A 17290-nucleotide genomic window follows, 5' to 3' on the forward strand; every position below is an offset into this window, starting at 1 on the left:
TTGCGATGCGCCTCAGGCGAGATCCGCGCGGGCGTTGGCATTGGCGTTATCGACGGCACGTTGCCATACCTCGTCAAGCAGCGCGCTCTGGTTGCTGCGCACCCGCATCATGCGGATGTTGACGTGGATGTGCCAGGCATCATCGCCGGCGGGACGCAGTTCGCCCGCGTTCAGGTGCGGCCTGGCCAGGCGATACGGCAGCCACGCCATGCCGAATCCGCGCAGGGCCATCTCTTCCACCGCTTCGTAAAAATCCGCCTGGAACACGGGCTGCAGATGCGCCTTCCGATCGGCGGCAGCCAGATGGCTGTCGAGCATCTGCCGCAATGTCAGCCCACGCGCAAAGGCCAGCCATGGAAGCGGTGCGGCAGCCGAGCCCGGCAGCGTGAAGCGCGGGCGGCCGCGCTTGTCGGGCGCACTCACCGGCACGAGCGTCTCGCTGCCCAGCAGGCAATGGTCGTACTTGCGCGGATCGAGCAGCGCATCGGCCTGTGGGCTGGCGTAGGCGATCAGCAAATCGACCGTGCCATCGGCAAGGGCCAGCACGCCTTCCTGCGTGCCACCCGTCGTCACGCTGAGCGGAAACACACCGCGCTGACGCGCCAGTGTTTCGTACCAGCCGGGGACGAACGTGCGCGCCAGCGTGCGCCCGGTGCCGATCTTGAGCGCCACGGGCAGTTGCGCCTCCCGCAGCAGCAAGCGCGCATCGTTCAGGCCGTCGACGGCATTGGCGGCCGCATCCAGAAACAAGCGCCCTGCCGCGGTAAGCGTGACGGGATGCTCGCTGCGCTCGACCAGTGCGGTGCCCACCCATTCCTCCAGGGCCTTGATCCGGCGGCCGAATGCGGGGTGCGTGACGTTGCGGTTCTCGGCGGCGCGGCTGAAGCTGCGCGTCTTGGCCAGTTCCTTGAAGTCTTCCAGCCATTTGATCTGCATGGCGCGTCCGGTCTTTTGTGGTGAGCGTGAGGTCTGCGCATTATCTCCGCAGCCTGCGCGAACAGCCTTAACGTGCGTGCCGTATCGTTATCATCTTGAGCAAACGATCCGCCACGCCTTCATGTCCGCACTTCGCCCGCTCTCCATCGGCATTGCCGGCGCCGGTAACGCTGGCCTCGCCGCCGCCATCGCGTTTGCTCGCCAGGGGCACGACGTGCACGTCTTCGAAAAGCACCCGCAGTTGACCGCCATGGGCGCGGGCCTGCTGGTCCAGCCGCAGGGCATCCGCGCGCTGGAAGCGCTCGGTGTGGGCCGCGAGCTTGAGGGTATCGGCGCGCCGATCGATCGACTGATCGGCCTGAGCCATCGCGGCTGGCGTCTGCTCGACATTGACTACGCCGAGACGCCCGGCCGCGCCGTCACGCGCCAACCGCTGTCGTCCATGCTGTACGACGCCGCCTTGCACGCGGGCGCAGCATTCCACTTTGGTTGCGCAATCCAGCAACTGCTTCTCGATGGGCCGCGAGCGCGGGTCACACACGCACAGGGCGAATCGATCTTCGACCTGTTTGTGATTGCCGATGGCGCGGCCTCTGCGCTGCGTGAGCCCGCAGGCCTGGCCGGCCCGTCGAGCACCTACCGATGGGGCACGCTGTGGTTCCAGGGATGGGTGGACGGCTGGAACCCGCGCGTGCTGCAGCAGCGCTTTCGCGGCACGCGCGAGATGATGGGCCTGCTGCCCACCGAAGTGGACGGCAACTGCACGCGCCTGTCGATGTTCTGGAGCCTGCCCGGCGATGCTGTCGACGCCTGGCGCCAGACCGACATCACACAGTGGAAGGCACATGTGCTGCGCCTATGGCCGCAAGCCGCGCCCATGGTCGAACAGATCGGCTCACACGACGATATGCCTTTCGCCGTCTATCGCCACACATGGCCACGCGCGCTGGCCAAACCGCCCTACTGCGTCATCGGCGATGCCGCGCATGCCATGAGCCCGCAGCTTGGCCTGGGGACCACCCTGGCCGCCCAAGATGCCCTGGCACTCGCCGCGTGCGTGCAAGTGCATGGCCCCGCTGATGGCGCCCTCGCCTACCACGCCCGTCGTCTGCGGACCGTGCAGGCCTACCAGACACTGAGCCGTGCGCTCACACCGTGCTTCCAGGCGCAATACGGCGGTTGGATGCGAGACGTGGTGTTTGCCACCGGCTTGCGCGTGCCGGGTGTCGCGTGGCTGATGAAACGCAGCCTGGCAGAGCCGCCGGCTCGCGATGCCGCATTCGCTCCAGCTGCGGCTTCCACGGCCGCGAGCGAAAAGCCACAGGCATGACACCACGCCATCCATCAGCATGAGCCTGTTGCACACCTTCCTTCCCGAGCATCAGTTCTGCGAGCAGCACCACATACGGGTCAATGCATCGCCCGCGCGCGTGCTCGACATGGCCTCGCAACTTCACGTCACGGATTTCCCGGTAGCCAGGCTGCTCCTGTATCTGCGCGCCATCCCGGCGCGCATCGCCGCCGCGCTGGGCAAGCCCAGTGCGCGACGGATCGACGCCAGGTTCGGCCTGCACGATTTCACCGTTCTCGGCCGCGATGGAGATCAGGAATTCGCCCTCGGCTTGGTCGGCCGCTTCTGGGAATCCGCCGGCGGGCTCATCCACGTTGAAGCCAGTGCATTTCGCACGTTCTCCGAACCCGATATCGCCAAGCTGGTCATGACGTTCGTCGCTCGGCCCGAGGGCGCCGACACGCTGCTGACCACGCGCACGTGCGTGCATTGCTCCAGCACAACGGCGCTGCGCCGCTTCACGCCTTACTGGATACTGATCCGCATGCCCAGCGGGCTGATCCGCCGGATGATGCTGCAGCGGATCAAACAGCTTGCGGAGGCAGACGACGCTCCGCTTGCACGTCCAGAATAACCAGCGTGCCGGCGCTGCCGGCGTCCACGCTGTGCGGCACGCCGGCAGGCACCACATACAGCTCGCCGCGCGAAACGATTACCGCTTCGTCGCCGATACGCAAACGCAGCTGCCCATCGATGACCAGTAACCCTTCGGCATAGCCATGCACCTCGTTGGGATACGGCGTGCCATCCATGCGCAGCACCTTGAAGTTGCCGCCACCAAAACGTTCCAGCACGCGAGACGACCATGCGCGCGGCAGCGCGTCGGCCTCGGCATTGAGATTGACAAGCGGCACGCCGGCCTCGCCCAAGATATGAGAAGCGCTGAGCATACCAGTCGATGCGCAACAAGAACGGCGCCGCCGCATTCCTGCGGTGGCGCCCCATTCTGTGCGAATGATCCACCCGTGCTTAGGTGCTGTAGAACGCAGCGTCCATGTCCGACAGCGCATTCATGTCGTCCGCAGGCCTCAGGTGGTCCACCCGATAGCCGTGCTTGTACACCGCCACCAGGCGCACCTCGTTCACCGGTTCGACATTCAGCTTCATGCGGATGCGCGATACGTGACTATCGATCGTGCGGGTGTACTCCGACGAGTTGCGGCCCCACACCTGCCCGAAGATGTGGTCGCGCGATAGTGTGCGGCCCACGTTCGAAAACAACAGCAGCGCCAGCTGGAACTCGATGCCCGTCAGCGTAACCGGCTCGCCGTGCAGGGTGACCTGCTGGCGCTGGGGATTGAAGTGATAGGGCCCTACCGCGAATGGCAGGCGGCCATACGGAATGGGATATGCACGGCGCAGCAGCGCGTCGACGCGCGCACGCAGCTCGGCAATGCGGAACGGCTTGGCGATGTAATCATCGGCGCCATGCGTGAGCGCGCGCACAAGGCTTTTCTCGCCCTCTTCAGCCGTGACGAACAGGACCGGCAACACATCCTTGTGGCGGCTGCGCACGACGCTCAGCACGTCGATACCGAGCATGCCAGGCGTATGCCAGTCGAGGATCAGCATGTCGTACGACGACCGGCCCAGCATGCGCAGCAAGGTTGAGCCGTCGGTGTAGGTCACCACGTCGTGGCCGGACTGAGACAGGATCTGGACGATGACTTCGCTTTGGAAGGGATCGTCTTCAAGCAAGGCGATACGCATGTTCGGCTCCATGAAAATTCGCACATGCGTAGGGGGTGGGTGCCGGAATTGATGGCGCTTATTCAAGCGCGTTCAGCGCGTTCCGTTGCATGCGTTACGTGGCTGCAATTTTCATGGCGAGGTTTGGTACGAACCATGAGAAGAGTCCTAATTTGTGAAGGCCGTTGAAACACGGTTGCGACATGCATTCGTCAAACGGAAAAAAAAGCCCGGACAATGATGTCCGGGCGGCGGTGCTTCCCACAACAATGTGACGGGATCAGAAACACCCAAGGGTCGCATGTGCCAGACACATCGCAGTGCACCGGGGGGAAGCACTGCAACGCTTACGGGGGTGACGTCATGGAGGGTCCGACGTACTGGTCCGGCACACGTGGAGCGCATGATGCCGTGCGATACGTGCAACGGGAGCAGTCGTGACAACATTTAACGTGCCCAGCTTCTTCGCGGCGACACGTCAGGTGGGATCGGCGTTTTCCAGCTCTTGCCGGATCGACTCGGTCAGCATGTCGATCAGCAAGCGAACGCGCCTGGGAACGAACCGAGCAGAGGGTGTGACGAGGTTGATCGGCTCACCGCTGGTCGCATAGTCCGGCAGCACGCGAACGAGTCGCGGCAGCGGTGCGTTGGCGCGCGCCACGGCACTCGCATACAGCGGCAGCGGGCCGATACCGGCGCCTGAAGCAATCAACGTTTCCAGGTAAATCAGGCTGTCGGCATTCAGGCGCGCACGCACAGCCACGGTTTTCAGCCCATCGGGGCCGACGAGGCGCCATTGCGTTTCGCCGCGTCCGGTGCCGCGAAAATCGAGGCAGCAATGGTCGGCCAGCCCTTGTACGGTGTCTGGCGCACCGCGGCGCTGCAGGTAATCGGGCGACGCGAACAAGCCGATGCGCAACACGCCAAGCGACCGCGCCACCAGCGAACTATCGGCCAGGCGTCCAACGCGGACGGCAAGGTCGAAACCTTCCTGCACGAGATCGACATTGCGCGGCGTCAGGACGACGTCCAGATCGATCTCCGGATACAGCTGCATGAAGCGCGCCGCCACCGGCGCTACCAGCAGACGGCCGACGTCTTCGGAAGACGTGATCCGGACCTTGCCGCGCGGCAGGTCCTGCAGCTCGCCCGCGCAGGTCGTGGCGCGCTCAATGTCTTCCAGTGCGTGCGACGCCACCTGATACAGGCTTTGGCCCGCGTCCGTCAGATGGAGCGTGCGCGTGGTGCGCTGTAACAGTCGCACGTTCAAATCCTGTTCAAGCGCAGCGATGCCGCGACTGACGGACGATTTAGGCAAATCGAGCCGCGTTGCCGCTGCCGTGAAGCTCCCCGCTTCGACCACGCGCACGAACAACGCCAATTGGTTCAGATCCATGGTTTCCTCCTCTTATCGTGATGCGCGCCAGCCGGATTGTTATTGTCTCGTATAGAGCAACATTTTTTCCCACCATAACCGACTAGTGCAAACGAGGCAACTACCCTACATTTGGTGTATGACAAATGCCCAATTTCAGGAGAACCGCATGGAAACCCTCGTGCAACCGCAAGTGCAGCGTGCCCGCCTCGTCGAGCGCATCATCACGGGCCGCCCCACCTCGGACGGCGCGGGCGTGAAGCTCACCCGCGTGCTGACGAACAACCTGCAACGCCGGCTCGATCCGTTCCTGATGCTGGATGCGTTTCGCAGTGACGACCCGAACGACTATCTGGCCGGCTTTCCCGATCATCCGCACCGCGGCTTTGAAACGGTGACGTACATGATCGCGGGCCGCATGCGCCACCGCGACAGTGCGGGCCACGAAGGCCTGCTGCAACACGGCGGCGTGCAGTGGATGACGGCCGGCAGCGGCGTCGTGCACTCTGAAATGCCGGAACAGGAAGATGGTGTGATGGAAGGCTTCCAGCTGTGGTTGAACCTACCCGCCAGCGACAAGATGACGACACCGTGGTACCGCGACATTCCGTCGAACGAGATTCCCGAGTTCACGACGGAAGACGGCGTGGCCGTACGCGTGATCGCTGGGGAGTCGCACGGCGTGCAAGGCGCGATGACGCGTGAAGCGACACAGCCGCTGTACCTCGACATCACGCTGCCGGCCGGTGCATCGTTTGCACAGCGGCTGCCGGCCGGACACAACGCGTTCGTCTACGTGTTCCGTGGCAGCGCGCTGGTAGGTGACGCCGAAGCGTCTGGCGACGCCGGGCTGCAGCGCGTGGAAGACAAGCAGATGGCCATCCTCGCCAACACGGAAGGCAGTGACGGGGTAGTGATCCGTGCAGGCGACGCTGAGGCGCGTGTGTTGCTGGTGGCCGGCAAACCGCTGAACGAGTCGATCGCGCAATACGGCCCGTTCGTGATGAACACGCAAGAAGAGATCTTCCAGGCCGTGCGGGACTTCCAGGCCGGCAAGTTCGCCTAAGCCCAAGCCTCAAAGAAAAACCGCCGCTCGGTTTCACCAGAGCGGCGGTTCGTCCAACAGCGCGATCTGCTCGCGCAACTCCAACACCCGGTCCTGCCAGTAGCGTTGCGTGTTGAACCACGGAAACGCTGCAGGAAACGCCGGATCGTTCCAGCGACGCGCCAACCAGGCGCTGTAGTGCAGCAAGCGCAGCGTGCGCAGCGCTTCGACCAGATATAGCTCGCGCGTGTCGAATTCGCAGAAGTCCTCGTACCCGGCCAGCAGGCTGGCGAGCTGCGATTGCATCGACGCGCGATCGCCCGAGAGCAGCATCCACAGATCCTGCACGGCCGGGCCGGTGCGGCTGTCGTCAAAGTCGACGAAATGCGGACCGGCGCTGCGCAGTGGATCGCCCTGCTTGGCGTCGGCCTCTTCGATCCAGAGCACGTTCGAGGCGTGGCAATCGCCGTGCAGGCGCAGCAATGAAACGTCGCCTGCGCGGTCGTAGCAGCGGCGCACGCCGTCGAGTGCGGCGTCAGCCACGCTGCGCCAAGCCGGCAACAAATCGGGCGGGATGAAATCGTGTTCGAGCAGCCAGTCGCGCGATTGCACGCCGAAGGTGTCGATGTCGAGTGCGGGCCTGGCCACGAACGGCCGCCGCGCACCCACGACATGGATGCGACCAAGGAAGCGGCCCATCCACTCAAGCGTGTGGTCTTGGTCGATGGCCGGCACGCGGCCTGCGCAACGCGGGAAGACCGCGAAGTGCCAACGCTCGAACGCGTGCAGCGTGCGGCCGTCGATTTCCAGCGGCGCGACCACGGGGATCTCCGCCGCTGCGAGTTCTGCCGTGAAGGCGTGTTCCTCGACGATCTGCGCATCGGTCCAGCGGCTCGGGCGGTAGAACTTGACCACCACCGGCGCGCTATCTTCCACGCCGGCCTGGTAGACGCGGTTCTCGTAGCTGTTGAGCGCGAACATGCGGCCGTCCGGCATCAGCCCGACCTGCGCCAGCGCATCGAGGATGCTGTCGGGCGTCAGGCCGTCGTAGGGCGCGTCAGCTGATGCGGGTGGGCCGTCGTCGTGCATCAACGTCAGGCTTTACGGCCGCCGAGCAACGCAGCCGCCTTGGCGAACAAACCATTGAACGGCTGCTTGGCCGGCTGTGCCTTATGGGCGGGCTGCGCGGCTTGCGTGTTCGATGCACGGCGTTGTTGACCGCCCTGCCCGCCTTGTCCATTGCCTTGGCCCTGGCCTTGACCATTGCCCTGGCGCTGGCCGCGCGCTTGCGATTGGCCGTTGCCGGCACCGTGGCCGGTGCGCGGCTTGGGTGCGGCTTGACCGTCGCGTTGGCCTTGCGCCTGGCGCTGGCGGCTGCCGCCACCATTGCGACCCTGGCCTTGATTCTGCCCCTGCCCTTGCCCTTGACCGTTGCCGCTCGACTCGCGACGCGGTTCGCGAGGCTCACGCGGTGCCCGCGGCTCGCGCGGGGCAGCGTTGCCGCTGGCCTGGCGAGGCTGCTGGCTGCGGCCACCGCCCGGGCGGCCACCGCGCGCGTTGCCGCCGCGGCCCGCCGGGTTGCGCCCGTTCGGAATCGGCTCCGCCGCGATGGACGGGTCCGGCTCGAAACCTTCCAGCACGGTACGCGGCAGTTCGCGCTTGATGAGGCGCTCAATGTCGCGCAGCAAGCCATGCTCGTCCACGCAGACCAGCGAGATCGCCTCGCCCTGCGCACCCGCGCGGCCCGTGCGGCCGATACGGTGCACGTAGTCTTCCGGCACGTTCGGCAGGTCGAAGTTGACCACGTGCGGCAGTTGGTCGATGTCGATACCGCGCGCGGCGATGTCGGTGGCAACCAGCACGCGCAGCGTCCCAGCCTTGAATTCCGTCAGCGCACGCGTGCGCGCCGATTGGCTCTTGTTGCCGTGGATGGCCAGCGCGGGAATGCCGTCGCGCGTGAGCTGCTCGGCCAGGCGGTTCGCGCCGTGCTTGGTGCGCGTGAACACCAGCACCTGGTGCCAGTCGTTGTCGCGCACGAGCTTGGCCAGCAGTTCGCGCTTGCGCTCGCGGTCGACCGGGTAGATGCGCTGCTCGACCGTCTCGGCCGTCGTGTTGCGGCGCGCGACTTCAATCAGCGCCGGCTTGTCGAGCAGGCGGTCGGCCAGTTCGCGGATGTCGTCGGAGAACGTTGCCGAGAACAGCAGGTTCTGACGCTTCGCCGGCAGGATGTTGAGGATCTTGCGGATGTCGTGGATGAAGCCCATGTCCAGCATACGATCGGCTTCGTCCAGCACCAGCAATTCAATGTGCGACAGGTCGATGGTGCGCTGACCGACGTGGTCGAGCAGGCGGCCCGGCGTGGCCACGACGATATCGACACCGCGCTTGAGCGCATCGATCTGCGGGTTGATGCCGACGCCGCCGAACATCACCATGGACTTCAGCGGCAGGTATTTGCCATAGGCGCGCACGCTTTCTTCAACTTGCGCGGCAAGTTCACGCGTGGGCGTCAGCACCAGCGCACGGATCGGGAAGCGCATGCCCTGCGGCGTCTGCACCTTGTTCGGTTGCGCCGCAGACAGGCGGTGCAGCAGCGGCAGCGTGAAACCGGCGGTCTTGCCGGTGCCGGTCTGAGCACCGGCGAGCAGGTCACCTCCCCTGAGAATGGCGGGGATGGCCTGGCGTTGAATTGGAGTAGGTTCTGCGTAGCCGAGTTCGGCCACGGCACGTACCAGCTTGTCTGACAAGCCGAGTTCGGAAAACGACATGGAAAAGCGATTGGACCGGCGTGTCCCGCGCATTCGTTCGTGCGCCAATCGTGGACAAAGCCTGGGTAGGTGACGGGGCGACTGGACCCCGGGGACTGCAAGAAGGAATCTAGTTTAACAGGTGATGGTGTTTACCCCACCGGGGCGCGCAACGCAGCCAACGGCGCGTTCACCATATCCCCAGCCGTTCGGCCAACGAATACCGCGCCATATACCGCCGGAAATACGCCAGGAACGCTTCTTCGGCCGGCGCCAGACCGCTCCCATCTCTCTCGCGAAGACCCGCAAGCGCAGGTGGATGTCTCGACGCAGGGCTTTGGCAGGCTTGGCCAGGCCATCGGCGCGATCGGTCTGCCGACGCTTGTCGTCCAGGAAGAGGTGGCTATCACCTCCCCACCCTTGCACAAAACGCTGCCGCATTCTTCGGCGGCCTGACATCGCTCCATCAGCCAGCCGGCTGACCCGCCCAGGGTCACCAAAGGGGGGCGAAAACCTCTCTCTCTTGTTTCTTGATGTTTGCGCCCACTCACTTTCCAGGCCTCGTGTTTCATACGTTGGCTGTGCACGCTCCTCCTGTCTAGAGTGCTTGCTCGAATTGGGCGCTTGGTGTTTTCAAACGTCTGTTCCTAACATGCCCGGGCAACCCCATACACATGTTTGAATCGTACGTTCGAGCGCTGCACCGCAGCAATCGAGCCCGATATCAGGCTTAAAAAACGAGGTAGGAGACATGGGACGTCCTGGAGCAGGAGACACCAAGGGCCGCATTCTGGAAGCCACCGAACTGTTGTTCATCGAGTTCGGCTACGAGGCGATGTCGTTGCGGCAGATCACGGCGCGCGCCAAAGTCAATCTGGCGGCGGTCAACTATCACTTCGGCAGCAAGGAAGCGTTGATGCAGTCGGTGCTTGGGCGCCGGCTCGACCCGCTCAACACGCGCCGGCTGGCGCTGCTGACCGCGTGCGAAGAACGCTGGACCAAGGAGCAACTGACCTGCGACCACGTGCTCGGCGCGCTGTTTGTGCCAGCGCTGCAGATGGCGCGCAACCCCGACACCGGCGGCCCCGCATTCCTGCGCCTGATGGGGCGCGTGTATTCCGACACCTCACCGTTCGTGCAGAGCTATCTGCTCGGCCACTATGCGCTGGTGTTCGATCGCTTCTTCGAAGCCTTCTCGCGTGCGCTGCCGCACCTGCCGCGCGCTGAACTCGGCTGGCGCCTGCACTTTGCGCTCAAGGCGCTCGCCGGCGTGCTGGCCGGAGACGACCTCAATAACCTGCTGCCGCTGTTCACGCAGGGCAAGACGATGAACGATGCCTCGCTGCTGGCACGCCTGACGGCGCTGGTGGTGGCTACGCTCAACGCCCCGCTGCCCGGCGAGGCCGGTGCGCTCGATCAGGTGGTCGAGCTGGCCGAAGCGCAAGTTCCCACGCCCGTCGCGCAAGCAGATGCCGCCCCCAACGGCAACGACAGCGGCTACGGCGGCTCAGGTCGCCACGCCGGGCACGGCAATGGCCGCGCCGAACGCAGCGCGACGCCCACCACCGCCTCGCCCTTCGCCGGTGACCTGTTCGGCCGCACACCCGCGCGCGCCAGCGCCGACGATGCCGCGGACGCCCACGACGATCTCGGCGCCGGTGCGCACGACGATACTCATGGTGACGACAGCGACGTCGGCGGCCCCGCGCCCACCGCACGCACCAGGGCATTGGCCATTCGCCGCAGCAATGCAGCACGCGCGATCTTCCCAGCCAATCCGATGCGCCCCTGGCGCAGCCCTAACGCCTGACAACGCTGGTGCCGCCTGGAGTTCCCGTATGTCTGCCGTGTGCAGGCACGGGAGTCGCTCCGGCATTCTGCAGGTGCCGCCGGTGTTCGAGATATCCGGCCCGTAGACGCATCGAATGGAGACCCTCATGATGACGATCTGGATCGTCCTGCTTTGCATCGGCGTGCTTGGGCTCGCCAGCATGGAAGCCTCGGCGTTCGCCTGGCTGGTCGCGACCGCCGTGTGGCTCGTGGCAGGCGCCTGGCTGGGCTTGGTGGGCCCGGTGATGACTACGGTACTCGCCATCGTCTTTGTGCTGCCGGCGCTGGTGCTCGCGCTCAAGCCGCTGCGCCGGGCACTCATCACGCGCCCGGTACTGGCAATGTTCCGCAAGATCATGCCGGAGATGTCGCAAACCGAGCGCGACGCCATTGAAGCGGGCACGGTCTGGTGGGATGCCGAACTGTTCTCCGGCCGGCCCAACTGGTCGCGATTGCTGTCTTCGCCGCAGCCGCGCCTGTCGGCCGAAGAGCAATCTTTCCTCGACGTGGAAACCGAAAAACTCTGCGACCTTGCCAACGATTGGGAAAGCACGCAGATCTGGCAGGACCTGTCGCCCGACGCGTGGGACTATGCGAAGCGCGCCGGCTTCCTGGGCATGATCATCCCGAAGGAATACGGCGGCAAAGGGTTCTCGGCATACGCTCACTCGCAGGTCATCATGAAGCTGTCGACGCGCTGCTCTGCCGCGGCCGTGTCGGTCATGGTGCCCAACTCGCTCGGCCCCGCTGAGCTGCTTCTGCACTACGGCACCGAAGCGCAGAAAAATCATTACCTGCCGCGCCTCGCACGCGGTGAAGAAATCCCCTGCTTTGCGCTGACCAACGCATATGCCGGCTCCGATGCCGCCGCCATTCCCGATGTGGGCGTGGTCTGCCGCGGCGTGCACGAAGGCCGCGAGACGCTCGGCTTTCGCGTGACATGGAGCAAGCGCTACATCACGCTCGGCCCCATCGCCACGGTGCTGGGGCTCGCATTTCGCGCGGTCGATCCGGATGGCTTGCTCGGCGGCGACAAGGAGCCCGGCATCACCTGCGCGCTCATCCCGACGAAGCACCCGGGCGTGAACATCGGCCGCCGCCATTGGCCGCTCAATGCGGTGTTCCAGAACGGCCCGAACTCCGGCAAGGACGTGTTCATCCCCATCGACTGGGTGATCGGCGGCCAGGCGCAAGTCGGCCGTGGCTGGCGCATGCTGATGGAATGTCTGGCGGCGGGCCGGGCGATTTCGCTGCCCTCATCCAACGTGGGCATGGCCAAGCTGGCCGTACGCAGCACCGGCGCCTATGCCGCCATGCGACGCCAGTTCCGTACGCCCATCGGCAAGTTCGAAGGGATCCAGGAGGCGCTCGGCCGCATGGGCGGCAATCTGTACATGATGGATGCGGCGCGGCGCCTTTCCGCGCTGGCCGTGGACCTGGGCGAGAAGCCCTCGGTCATCTCCGCCATTGCCAAATACCACGTCACCGAACGTGCGCGCGATGTGGTCACCGATGCGATGGACATCGTGGGCGGCAAGGGCATCTGCATGGGCCCGAACAACTTCCTGGCGCGCGCTTATCAGCAGGTGCCGATCGCCATCACGGTGGAAGGCGCGAACATCATGACGCGCTGCCTGATCATCTTCGGGCAGGGCGTGATCCGTTGCCATCCGTATGTGCTGCGCGAGATGACGGCCGCGCAAGGCGCCGATTCAACCGAGACGCTGCGTGCGTTCGATACGGCGCTGTTCGGCCACGGCGCATTCATCGCGGGCAACCTGGTGCGCGCCTTCTTGCATGCGCTCTCCGGCGGGCGCGTGGGAAGCGCGCCGGGCAATGCCGCACCGGAAATGCAGCGCTACTACCGCGCCGTGAACCGCTTTTCGACGGCGCTGGCGCTGCTGTCCGATGTGTCGATGTTCACGCTGGGCGGCACGCTCAAGCGCCGCGAGAGCATCACGGGGCGGCTGGGCGACATCCTCTCGCAGATGTACCTGATCTCGTCCACGCTCAAGCGCTTTGAAGATGACGGCCGCCCTGCCGAGGACGCGCCGCTCGTGCATTGGTCGGTTCAGGACGCGCTGGTGAAGGCGCACGATGCGCTCGACGGCGTGCTGGCCAATTTCCCGAACACTGGCATCGCGGCGCTGCTGCGCGCGCTGATCTTCCCGTTCGGTACGCCGTATCGCAAGCCGTCGGATGCGCTGGCCGCGCAGGTCGCCGAGCTGATGCAAACGCCGGGCGCTGTGCGCGATCGCCTGCTGGCCGACTCGTACTGCCCGACGCCCGAAGTCGACCCGATCGCCTATGGCGAAGCGGCCTTCCGCCTGCAGCCGACCGTGGACGCAATCGAGCAGCGCTTGAAACCAGCCATCCGCGCAGGCAAGCTGCCGCCCGTGCCGCAGAGCCTGCCCGACTTCGAAGCCTGGACCGCACAAGCCGTGGCACAAAACCTCATTGACGAAGGCGAGCGAAAGCAGCTGTGCGACTACGCGCGCTACGGCGAACACGCGGTTGCCGTGGATGACTTCCCGCCCGACTTCAACCTGATGGCCGACCTGCAGCGCCGCAAGGATGCACTCGATGCCCTGCAGGCCGCCGAGCGCCGCGCAGCCTGATGGCGCAGGGGCCTGACTAACGACAACAACAACGATGCAAGACAAGTACCTCGATTTCGTCGGTTCCGGTTTCGGCAAGTGGCTGTCGGCCAACCTCGGCCTGCCGCAGCCTGTGCCGTTGCGCCGTTATGTGCCCGGCGAACCGGAATTTGTCGGGCCGTTCCTGGTGGGCGCGGCGCCGGGCGGCTCCATGCGCGAAACGCTCGCCGCACTGTTTGCCGAGACCGGCGTCCCTACGCGCTTTCATGAAAGCGATCCGGAATGGCTTGGTGCCGCCAACCGGCACGGCCAGATCACGGGCCGCTTTGTCGCCCCGACGGGCAAGGACGGCGAGGCGTTTGATCGCATTGGCGGCATCGTCTTCGATGCCACGGGCATTGCGACGGTCGACGGCCTCGACGCGCTGTATCACGTGTTCCACGATGGCGTGCGGGCCATCGGCCGTTGTGGGCGCGTCGTGGTGATCGGCCGGCCGCCGGAAGGTTGCAAGACGCCCGAGATGGCGATTGCGCAGCGCGCGCTGGAAGGGCTGACGCGCTCTCTTGGCAAGGAAGTCCGGCGCGGCTGCACGGCGCAGCTCGTCTACGTGGCTGAGGGAGCGGAGAACGTGGCCGTATCGACGCTGCGCTTTCTGCTGTCGGCACGCTCGGCGTATGTGTCGGGGCAGGTGGTGCGCGTGCATCGGGCGGCAGCGGTCTCGGTGGACTGGCAGAAGCCGCTGGCCGGGCGCACCGCGTTGGTGACCGGCGCCTCGCGCGGCATCGGCGCGGCCATTGCGCACGTGCTGGCACGTGACGGTGCGCGCGTACTTTGCCTGGATGTGCCCGCCGCGCAGGAAGCGCTGAACGCGGTCGCACAGGAAATCGGCGGTGAGGCCATGGCCTACGACATTGCTGCGCCCGAGACACCCGCCCTGCTCGCGCAGCAACTTGCTGCATTGGGCGGCATCGACATCCTCGTGCACAACGCCGGCATCACGCGCGACAAGACCATCGCCCGCATGACCGAGCCCGCTTGGCGCAGCGTGCTCGATATCAACCTCGCCGCGCAGTTGCGCATCAACGACGCGCTGCTTGCGGCCAATGCGCTGCACGCAGGCGGGTCCATCGTGTGCGTGTCGTCCATCAGCGGCATTGCAGGCAACCTTGGGCAGACCAACTACGCGATGTCCAAGGCCGGCGTGATCGGGCTCGTGCAAGCAGGCGCACCGTTGCTGGCAGAGCGCGGCATCACCATCAACGCTGTCGCGCCGGGCTTTATCGAGACGCAGATGACAGCGGCCGTGCCGTTTGCCATCCGCGAAGCCGGCCGCCGCATGAACGCGATGAGCCAGGGCGGCCAGCCCGTCGACGTGGCCGAGACGATCGCGTGGTTCGCCAACCCGGCGTCCAACGGCGTGACGGGCAACATCGTGCGCGTGTGCGGGCAAAGCCTGCTGGGAGCTTGACGCGACCATGCGCACGCTGGCCCAGCCCTTTCCGATGGTCGCAACCCAGACGCTGGTAACCGAGCCGCCGTCGCCGGGGGCACTGGCCTGGCGCGCGCTGCTGTCGCAACGCAAAGGCAGGCGCGGCGGGCCGCTGCCGCGCCACACCCTGGTGCGCCAGGAGGTGCCGCTCGAGGCCGAACACATTGCGCAGTACGCGGCGGTGTGTGGGTTCTCGCCCGCGCATGGCGTACCGATGACGTATCCGCATCTGCTGGGCTTTTCGCTGCAGCTCATGCTGATGACGGAATCGGCGTTTCCGTATCCGGTGATCGGCCTGGTGCACCTGTGCAACACCATCCGCCAGCACCAGCGTCTGCAGGCGGGCGAACGCGTGCGTGTGGAAGTGCGCCCGCGCCGGTTGTTCCACCATGCGCGCGGGCAAGCGTTCGCCATCGAAACCGCGATCGTCAAGGCCGGCGCGGTGGTGTGGGAATCGCTGTCGACCTACCTGCGCGTGGGCGTGCCGTCGCCGCAGGGGGCACCGTTGATTGCGCTGCCAAGCGTGCAGAACTTGTCGCCCGACGGCCGCTGGGATGTGCCTGCCGACACCGGCCGGCGCTACGCCGGCGTGTCGGGGGACTGGAACCCCATCCACGTATCCAACATCGGCGCGAAGCTGTTCGGCTTTGCGCACCCCATCGCCCACGGCATGTGGACGAAGGCCCGTGCGCTGGCCGCGCTGCTGCCGGCCGCGCCGCTCACGGAAGGCGAAGTGGTGGCCGAGTTCAAGACCCCGCTATCACTGCCCGGCGCGGCGACGCTGTGGCAAGCCAACGAAGCCACGCCCGGCCGCGCGTTTGAGGTGCGCAACGCCACGGGCGACAAGCCCTATCTGCGCGGCATGCTGACGCTGCTGCACGCACAACAAGACAACACGGGAGACTGAATTCATGCTCGTCAACGCGCAGTTGCGCCGCGTCGCCATCCTTGGCGGTAACCGCATTCCGTTCGCCCGCTCGAATACGGCCTACGCTACCGCATCGAACCAGCAGATGCTGACCGCCGCGCTGCAGGGCCTGATCGACCGCTTCAACCTGCACGGCCAGCGTCTGGATGAAGTCGTGGCCGGCGCGGTCATCAAGCACGCGCGCGATTTCAACCTGACGCGCGAAACGGTGCTCTCCACCACGCTCGCCAAGCAGACGCCCGCTTACGACATCCAGCAGGCCTGCGGCACGGGGCTGGAAGCCGCCATCCTCGTTGCCAACAAGATTGTACTGGGGCAGATCGACGTGGGCATTGCCGGCGGCACGGACACCACCTCCGATGCGCCCGTCGGCCTGAACGAAAAGATGCGCAAGATCCTGCTGGAGGCCAACCGCGCCAAGTCCACAGGCGCGCGCGTCAAAGCGCTGGCCGGCCTGCGGCCGTCGATGTTCGTGCGCCCGCTGCTGCCGCGCAACAGCGAGCCGCGCACCGGCCTGTCGATGGGCGAACACTGCGAGCTGATGGCCAAGCGCTGGGGCATCCGCCGCGAAGACCAGGACGCGCTGGCCCTGCGCAGCCACCACAACCTCACGGCCGCCTACGAGCGGGGCTTCTTCACCGACCTGATGACCGCCCACCTGGGGCTCGATCGCGACAACAACCTGCGCAGCAACTTGACCATCGAGCAACTGGCGAAGCTGCAGCCGGTATTCGACCGCAGCGCGGCCGGCACCATGACGGCCGGCAACTCCACGCCGCTCACCGATGGCGCATCGTGCGTACTGCTCGCCAGCGAAGACTGGGCGCGCGCGCACAACCTGCCCGTGCTCGCCTACATGACCTGCGCGGATACGGCTGCCGTCGATTTCTTCAGCAGCACGCCGGAGCAGAACGAAGGGCTGCTGATGGCGCCGGCCTATGCCGTCTCGCGCATGCTGCAACGCGCGGGGCTCACCCTGCAGGACTTCGACTACTACGAGATCCACGAAGCCTTTGCCGCACAGGTGCTCAGCACGCTGGCGGCCTGGGAATCGCCTGAATACTGCCGCGAAAAGCTCGGCCGCAGCGCCCCCATGGGCAGCATCGACCGTAGCAAGCTGAACGTGAATGGCAGCTCGCTTGGCACGGGCCATCCGTTTGCCGCCACGGGCGGGCGCGTTGTCGCGACGCTGGCCAAGATGCTGGCGCAGCGCGGCAGCGGGCGTGGGCTGGTGTCGATCTGTGCCGCTGGCGGCCAAGGTGTCGTTGCCATTCTGGAGCGCCCCGAAACGATGTCGCACTAA

The 17290-nt window shown here is 65.8% G+C and carries 14 protein-coding genes and 1 pseudogene; 9 read left to right on the forward strand and 6 right to left on the reverse strand.

What is annotated here, in order from left to right; translation table 11 throughout:
• Positions 1 to 12: 12 nt before the first annotated feature.
• Positions 13 to 936, reverse strand: coding sequence for a LysR family transcriptional regulator (locus tag ACUXH0_RS15930; RefSeq protein ID WP_182594190.1), 924 nt, complete (start codon positions 934 to 936; stop codon positions 13 to 15).
• Between the two features lie 121 nt (positions 937 to 1057).
• On the opposite strand from ACUXH0_RS15930, the gene ACUXH0_RS15935 reads away from it, so the two are divergent.
• Positions 1058 to 2266: an FAD-dependent oxidoreductase gene (locus ACUXH0_RS15935; RefSeq protein WP_182594191.1), complete on the forward strand. Its 1209-nt coding sequence runs from the start codon at positions 1058 to 1060 to the stop codon at positions 2264 to 2266.
• Between the two features lie 19 nt (positions 2267 to 2285).
• Positions 2286 to 2861 carry a hypothetical protein gene (locus ACUXH0_RS15940; protein ID WP_182594192.1) on the forward strand — a complete coding sequence of 192 codons (576 nt, stop codon included), beginning with the start codon at positions 2286 to 2288 and terminating at the stop codon, positions 2859 to 2861.
• On the opposite strand, the gene ACUXH0_RS15945 is transcribed toward ACUXH0_RS15940, so the two are convergent.
• The 3 genes from ACUXH0_RS15945 to ACUXH0_RS15955 all read right to left on the reverse strand — a co-directional run bounded on the left by ACUXH0_RS15945 (position 2812) and on the right by ACUXH0_RS15955 (position 5372).
• Positions 2812 to 3177 (reverse strand): cupin domain-containing protein, encoded by a 366-nt coding sequence (locus ACUXH0_RS15945; RefSeq protein WP_182594193.1) that lies wholly within the window; start codon positions 3175 to 3177, stop codon positions 2812 to 2814. The two genes, ACUXH0_RS15940 and ACUXH0_RS15945, sit on opposite strands and share 50 nt — an antisense overlap.
• Positions 3178 to 3256: 79 nt before the next feature.
• Entirely contained in the window at positions 3257 to 3997 is a 741-nt protein-coding gene (locus ACUXH0_RS15950; RefSeq protein WP_004635478.1) for a response regulator transcription factor, read from the reverse strand.
• 457 nt (positions 3998 to 4454) lie between these two features.
• Positions 4455 to 5372, reverse strand: coding sequence for a LysR family transcriptional regulator (locus tag ACUXH0_RS15955; protein ID WP_004635480.1), 918 nt, complete (start codon positions 5370 to 5372; stop codon positions 4455 to 4457).
• A 148-nt stretch (positions 5373 to 5520) separates the two neighbouring features.
• Between ACUXH0_RS15955 and ACUXH0_RS15960 the strand changes: the two genes are divergently transcribed.
• Positions 5521 to 6417 carry a pirin family protein gene (locus tag ACUXH0_RS15960; protein ID WP_004635482.1) on the forward strand — a complete coding sequence of 299 codons (897 nt, stop codon included), beginning with the start codon at positions 5521 to 5523 and terminating at the stop codon, positions 6415 to 6417.
• 33 nt (positions 6418 to 6450) lie between these two features.
• Here the strand turns inward: ACUXH0_RS15960 and ACUXH0_RS15965 are convergent, their stop codons facing one another.
• Complete coding sequence (locus tag ACUXH0_RS15965) at positions 6451 to 7485, reverse strand: serine/threonine protein kinase (RefSeq protein WP_024973613.1); 1035 nt, start codon at positions 7483 to 7485, stop codon at positions 6451 to 6453.
• A gap of 5 nt (positions 7486 to 7490) precedes the next feature.
• A complete protein-coding gene (locus tag ACUXH0_RS15970) occupies positions 7491 to 9164 on the reverse strand; it encodes a DEAD/DEAH box helicase (protein WP_182594194.1) in 1674 nt (557 codons plus the stop codon).
• A 273-nt stretch (positions 9165 to 9437) separates the two neighbouring features.
• Here ACUXH0_RS15970 and ACUXH0_RS15975 point away from each other — a divergent pair.
• The 6 genes and pseudogenes from ACUXH0_RS15975 to ACUXH0_RS16000 form a co-directional block, all read left to right on the forward strand.
• Positions 9438 to 9625: pseudogene (locus ACUXH0_RS15975) on the forward strand (histone deacetylase family protein); the annotation flags it as partial.
• A 269-nt stretch (positions 9626 to 9894) separates the two neighbouring features.
• Complete coding sequence (locus tag ACUXH0_RS15980; protein WP_182594195.1) at positions 9895 to 10953, forward strand: TetR/AcrR family transcriptional regulator; 1059 nt, start codon at positions 9895 to 9897, stop codon at positions 10951 to 10953.
• Between the two features lie 130 nt (positions 10954 to 11083).
• Positions 11084 to 13591 (forward strand): acyl-CoA dehydrogenase, encoded by a 2508-nt coding sequence (locus ACUXH0_RS15985; RefSeq protein ID WP_182594228.1) that lies wholly within the window; start codon positions 11084 to 11086, stop codon positions 13589 to 13591.
• Positions 13592 to 13625: 34 nt separating this feature from the next.
• A complete protein-coding gene (locus tag ACUXH0_RS15990; RefSeq protein WP_004635492.1) occupies positions 13626 to 15038 on the forward strand; it encodes a 3-oxoacyl-ACP reductase in 1413 nt (470 codons plus the stop codon).
• A gap of 7 nt (positions 15039 to 15045) precedes the next feature.
• The gene (locus ACUXH0_RS15995; RefSeq protein WP_182594196.1) at positions 15046 to 15966 is read left to right on the forward strand and encodes a MaoC/PaaZ C-terminal domain-containing protein; all 921 of its coding nucleotides are present in this window, start codon (positions 15046 to 15048) and stop codon (positions 15964 to 15966) included.
• A 4-nt stretch (positions 15967 to 15970) separates the two neighbouring features.
• A complete protein-coding gene (locus tag ACUXH0_RS16000) occupies positions 15971 to 17290 on the forward strand; it encodes an acetyl-CoA C-acetyltransferase (RefSeq protein WP_182594197.1) in 1320 nt (439 codons plus the stop codon).

The sequence above is a fragment of the Ralstonia sp. 110700041-2 genome, from assembly GCF_056280165.1.

Bases quoted from the DNA above. Each gene is read 5' to 3' on its own strand.
- ACUXH0_RS15980 (WP_182594195.1), top strand. From the start codon at position 9,895: ATGGGACGTCCTGGAGCAGGAGACACCAAGGGCCGCATTCTGGAAGCC.
- ACUXH0_RS15935 (WP_182594191.1), top strand. From the start codon at position 1,058: ATGTCCGCACTTCGCCCGCTCTCCATCGGCATTGCCGGCGCCGGTAAC.
- ACUXH0_RS15985 (WP_182594228.1), top strand. From the start codon at position 11,084: ATGACGATCTGGATCGTCCTGCTTTGCATCGGCGTGCTTGGGCTCGCC.
- ACUXH0_RS15990 (WP_004635492.1), top strand. From the start codon at position 13,626: ATGCAAGACAAGTACCTCGATTTCGTCGGTTCCGGTTTCGGCAAGTGG.
- ACUXH0_RS15995 (WP_182594196.1), top strand. From the start codon at position 15,046: ATGCGCACGCTGGCCCAGCCCTTTCCGATGGTCGCAACCCAGACGCTG.
- ACUXH0_RS15950 (WP_004635478.1), bottom strand. From the start codon at position 3,997: ATGCGTATCGCCTTGCTTGAAGACGATCCCTTCCAAAGCGAAGTCATC.
- ACUXH0_RS15945 (WP_182594193.1), bottom strand. From the start codon at position 3,177: ATGCTCAGCGCTTCTCATATCTTGGGCGAGGCCGGCGTGCCGCTTGTC.
- ACUXH0_RS16000 (WP_182594197.1), top strand. From the start codon at position 15,971: ATGCTCGTCAACGCGCAGTTGCGCCGCGTCGCCATCCTTGGCGGTAAC.
- ACUXH0_RS15955 (WP_004635480.1), bottom strand. From the start codon at position 5,372: ATGGATCTGAACCAATTGGCGTTGTTCGTGCGCGTGGTCGAAGCGGGG.
- ACUXH0_RS15970 (WP_182594194.1), bottom strand. From the start codon at position 9,164: ATGTCGTTTTCCGAACTCGGCTTGTCAGACAAGCTGGTACGTGCCGTG.
- ACUXH0_RS15965 (WP_024973613.1), bottom strand. From the start codon at position 7,485: ATGCACGACGACGGCCCACCCGCATCAGCTGACGCGCCCTACGACGGC.
- ACUXH0_RS15960 (WP_004635482.1), top strand. From the start codon at position 5,521: ATGGAAACCCTCGTGCAACCGCAAGTGCAGCGTGCCCGCCTCGTCGAG.
- ACUXH0_RS15940 (WP_182594192.1), top strand. From the start codon at position 2,286: ATGAGCCTGTTGCACACCTTCCTTCCCGAGCATCAGTTCTGCGAGCAG.
- ACUXH0_RS15930 (WP_182594190.1), bottom strand. From the start codon at position 936: ATGCAGATCAAATGGCTGGAAGACTTCAAGGAACTGGCCAAGACGCGC.